We start from the raw sequence: 4,923 nt of genomic DNA on the forward strand, positions 1-4,923 counted from the left end.
AGGAGAGACTTGAACTCTCACGCCGTGAAGCACTGGAACCTAAATCCAGCGTGTCTACCAATTCCACCACTTCCGCACATGCTTGTCCTAAAACAAGACTTGGTGGCTACGGCGGGACTCGAACCTGCGACCCCATCATTATGAGTGATGTGCTCTAACCAGCTGAGCTACGTAGCCATCTATCTTTGGGTACTCCTCTTTGGAGTGGCGCGTATTATGCTGATTAGGCATAAGGTCGTCAACACTTTTTTTATCGTAATTGTTTGTTTGCTCGATATCTAGCCAGACCGTCATAAAAAATATACAAAATGACATAAATTTATACAGAATCGATGGTTATCTTAGCAAAATTTGCGTCATGTTAACTTTCATACATGATGGTTTAATTTCATTGTTCAACTGTATTAATTTATAAAAAGGGTTAGGGCGTGGATATTTTTATTATAAAAGATAGCTCGCAGTGGGATAAAAACGCTATATATAGTGAGTGAGATACCTAATGGGGCTATTTTCATGAATAGGATAGGGCACCAACAACGTCAATACGTGCTAAGTGATTGGGTTATTATTAAAATCAATAATTATGTTTTCTTTGATGAGCTCACCCTGTGTTTTTATACAAGGTCAACGTCATAATTGACTTCTACTGCATTAACACTGGCTTTTAAGGCGTCAGCCTTTATTTTTATATCAGCCAGTTCTTACTCTAACGCCGTGATTTGTTATTCTGGCGTCATTTCTATCTAAGGTTTAGCAAATCAACTGGTTGCTTAGTTGAAAAGTCTTAGGTTTTCCTCTAGACCAATTGTATGGTCATGCTTAACAGGCAACCTAATGCCGTTATACGGCCCTGAATTCCGTGGTGCTTTTGTGCTTGTTTGTAGATCAATTCCCTTTTCTACCTGCTCTACAACTGCCAATTTAAAAGCGGGGGAATAATCACGTTGATTATGTTTAGTTGTTGATTGCATTACACTCTCCAAATTAAGTTTGAAAAGTATCAACATTATTGAAGACGGGTTATATCAGAGGATACATCGATTATTACAATAACGAACGGATTGAGCTGAAATTAAAAGGCCTGAGTCCGATACAATATCGAAATCAGGCCTTGGTAACCGCTTAGAAATGAGTCCAAGTTAATGGGGTCACTTCAAAAGCGGGCTTTTTACAGTTAAAACGTCAATCTATCCTAACTAATTATTGAGCTTCTACATCAAGAACTGTTAGCGCATTTTCGTCTCCGTTTTCATCTTTATATATGACACCACCAACGTAGTTTTCACCCGCTTGTAGTCCATACATACCAACGTAAACTCGGCTAGAACGGCCAGCTACAGCTCTTGAAGACGCTCTGACCGTCATATTACTTGTACCAGATTCATCTACAGTCCAAACGTGAATTGGCACATCTGTAGGGCCTTCACCAGCCATGTCCCAACCATGAACGAATACTATGTATGTATCTAAACCTGGCAAATTGGCCAGAGGAACTGGATCAATAAGTGTCACAGATTCATTGGAGTCAAAATTCAGACTTGAACCAACTTGCGTACAACTAAACTGAGGGCATGCCCAAACGTACAAATCTAAATCCATAGCTGGATTAGGTAAATCATCAGGTTTGATTGCAATTTTCGCAATTCTTGTGCCTTCAGGAACATTTAGCCAATAGAAACCTAAACCAGGTTCATTGAACGCGAACGTCTGATCTTCATCCTGTGATACAGAAGCTATTTGTGTAGTTGACTCGTCAAGACCTATACCTTGAACATAAAGTCTCCCGTTATATCCCACGTCTGCTGACAATGTCACACGTGCAGCAGAACTAGTGGTAGTAAGGTTGACAGTTTCAGGTACTGTAACTCTAACCGGTTCAGTTGGTACTATCGCGATTGGACTGCGCACACTATGTGTTCCATCACTCCAAGTTACTGAACCAAATGTCCACTCATCAAATATAGCACTATCATTTTTACTAAATGTTAATTGATAGATGCCGAGACCACTATCGTCAAAGCTCATTGTGTCAGAGTCGGTTATCGAACCTGTATCCCAGTCAAGAACACTAACAGTTACATCAATACCTTCAGGAGCTTCAACAGTAGCAACATAGCTATCAGAATCGCTTACATTTGTTACATAACGAGTGATGGTTTGCGTTTCTGCAAGTTGATCAATAGCGATTGAAGCGATATTCAAATCACTAGCGTCGGTTGGGTAGCCAGCACTTTCAAATGCGGCACAGCTAAATCCGGAAGTTGATTCAGTGAACGATGATTCGCCCTGCCCACATAAATAAGCCCAGTAGTCATACTCATTTGCGTCATAAACTAAACCGGGATCAACAGCCAGATTAGGTTCTACATGTCCAGCACCATAATCGAATGGGTCAGCAGCAGTGACACCATCTTCTTTAGTGACATTTTGTCGTGCTGTGGTCATCAACGCAGATTTAACCGCTGCAGGACTCCAGGTTGGATGAGTTTCTCTTACCAATGCCGCTAAACCCGCAATGTGGGGAGATGACATCGAGGTACCGCTAAGATACGCATAGCTCTCGCCCATAACACCACTATCGATTTGTGAACCAGAAGTCCCAGCTAGAATACTTTGTCCTGGAGCCGTGATGTCGGGTTTAATAATATCAGCGGTTGCTAAACTTTCACCGCGAGATGAAAACCCTGCAATTTGGTTACCTATTTCTGTGGCTGTACCGCCTGAAATTGGATCATATGTGAAATTAACGCTTACCGTCACTTCATCAACCAAACCGGCTAATTCTAAGCCTTTTTCATTTGTAATCATTACGCCAGGGATAGTAATTCCAGTCGCATCACCACCCATAGGTGTTGGAGTGCGGTCATCGGAGTATACTACGACAGCTGTAGCACCAGCGTTTTGCGCATTTAGTACTTTAATACTGAAATTACACACGCCACGCGCTATTAAAGCAATGTTTCCAGCGATTTCTTCGGGATTAGTCAGACCATCATCACAAGCTAACGCGGGAGATGCCGCGACCAACTCTCCTGAAAGGCCGGATTCTGGTATTGTAGTTGTAATTGAACCATGCACAGAATATATACTTTCATTCACATCTTCGTAGCTAACTTCGACCGCATTACCTATTAATGCTGTATCACCGTCATAAGTAGAAGCGGCTACTGTAGTAACCCATGGAACATTGTGGGCGACTGTTTGGGCCCCTGGACCTGAGTTACCAGCAGAAAGTGAACTAAATACACCACCTCTAGCTGCATTGAAAAAAGCAACATGAACGGGATCTACTTGGGCTGTAGTACTTCCACTGATGGAAAAGTTAATAACATCAACACCATCGGCCACAGCTGCATCAATAGCGGCAACTGAATCGGATGTAGGACAACCGCTATTACCTTCGGCACTGCCATTCCAACACACTTTGTATGCTGCAACACGGGCACGAGGCGCCATACCGGTTACTGTGCCAACTTCAATACCCAAAATTGAAGCGTTAACACTCTCGTTCCCACCTGCTGTTGTTATAGTATGTGTACCATGCCCGTCTGCGTCTCTAGGAGAATCAAATTCACCAGGTAGAATTGATTCCGGCGAAAAGCCTGAATTGAAGTAGCGGGCTCCGATCAATTTATTGTTACAATCGAAAAGGGGATCTGTCCCTACATCACATACATCTTCCTTAGCTGGCCATTCTGGTCTAGTGTCCTGAATTGGCGCATACCCTGCATCATCTAAACTAGGGTTTTCTGGCCATACACCAGAATCAACCACACCGATAATAATATCTTCCCCTTTGTTTCCTATAGTATGAAGCCCATCAGGTGAAGTTAAACCTAAAAATGCAGGAGTATTCGAGGTATCCATCTTTCTGATTTCGTCAGGCCAAATATTTATTACATCTGGATTAGATTTAAGCTTAGTAATCTGCGTTTCTGTCAGGTTAGCAGCGAAACCGTTTAACGCGTGCTCATAGGAATAAATCGCTTCACTTACTCCAACACTATTCATGACTTGCTTTTGCTTATCTACTAATTGTTTTCGGTAAACAATTGAGGCTGGGGAATTTGCATCATACTTTGCAGCTTTTAAAGCACCATTTTCTTTTTGAGGCAAACTTGATGTTGTACTTCTATTGGCTGCTGGTTGGTCTTTTAGTTGTACTATATAGCGTGTACTAGATTTTACAGACGGTAAAGTTGAGGCATCTGATTTGAGTAGACTGCGGTCTGGATTAGATAATGCCAAAGCACTATGTACAGACATCGCCAAAAAGCACCCTGTACCGAGCACGGCTAGCTGTTTGCGTAACATAGAAATTTCCTTTTATATTTTTTAATTATGAAACAGTAATTTACTGCTTACGTTTAGGAACGTTTTCCAAACTTCTTTGGTTTGGTAACTTGACCAAGATGGCCAAATCTAATCTCTACACTATCAAAACGTTTTGTTTTTGATGTGTTTGTAAATTAGACTTTTTCGGAAGCAAGAAACATTCCCGCTATATAGCTCGCTGATATATATAATAATTTTTTGCTGCATTAAGAAGTTTAAACATAAGTTGTTAAAAATACTGACATAATTTTGTTTGTTTGATACACAATTTGTTTGTTTTTTATCTATGCTACCTTCTTTTTATTAATGCTATTTATGTAGGAATTATTAGTAATTTTGTAATTCGTGTGTAATGAGTAGGCTCTTGCTTATTTGAGGTTTTATTAAGCTAGGGAATCTAGAAACAACAGTTCTTCTGCTAACAGTGACTAAAATGGTCTGTCATTTCGGCAATCACTCTAAGTGGTCTCTCTATTTAGTTAGCGATTATAAAAGTAAGCGTTTAAATCTTCATATTTGGCGTAAAAACCAGCAATCAAACGGATTTTTCAATTTATTTTAAAATAGCGCTTGATCTTCCGATTATGG

At 40.7% G+C, this 4,923-nt stretch carries 1 protein-coding gene, 1 tRNA gene and 2 pseudogenes; 1 reads left to right on the forward strand and 3 read right to left on the reverse strand.

Annotated features, from left to right (window positions below):
- Nucleotides 1-100 precede the first annotated feature (100 nt).
- Both Q4574_RS21335 and Q4574_RS21340 read right to left on the reverse strand, forming a co-directional pair.
- Nucleotides 101-177 (reverse strand) — tRNA-Met (locus Q4574_RS21335).
- Nucleotides 178-832: 655 nt separating this feature from the next.
- Nucleotides 833-971: pseudogene (locus Q4574_RS21340) on the reverse strand (IS3 family transposase); the annotation flags it as partial.
- 62 nt (nt 972-1,033) lie between these two features.
- Between Q4574_RS21340 and Q4574_RS21345 the strand changes: the two are divergent.
- Nucleotides 1,034-1,126 (forward strand): annotated as a pseudogene (locus Q4574_RS21345) (IS3 family transposase); the annotation flags it as partial.
- A 74-nt stretch (nt 1,127-1,200) separates the two neighbouring features.
- On the opposite strand, the gene Q4574_RS21350 reads toward Q4574_RS21345, so the two are convergent.
- Complete coding sequence (locus Q4574_RS21350; protein WP_303477697.1) at nt 1,201-4,314, reverse strand: S8 family serine peptidase; 3,114 nt, start codon at nt 4,312-4,314, stop codon at nt 1,201-1,203.
- Nucleotides 4,315-4,923: the final 609 nt, after the last annotated feature.

Source organism: Aliiglaciecola sp. 3_MG-2023 (genome assembly GCF_030548205.1).
In the GTDB taxonomy this organism is placed as follows: Bacteria; Pseudomonadota; Gammaproteobacteria; order Enterobacterales; family Alteromonadaceae; genus Aliiglaciecola.

Coding starts and splice junctions, on each gene's coding strand:
- Q4574_RS21350 (WP_303477697.1), bottom strand. CDS start 4,314: ATGTTACGCAAACAGCTAGCCGTGCTCGGTACAGGGTGCTTTTTGGCG.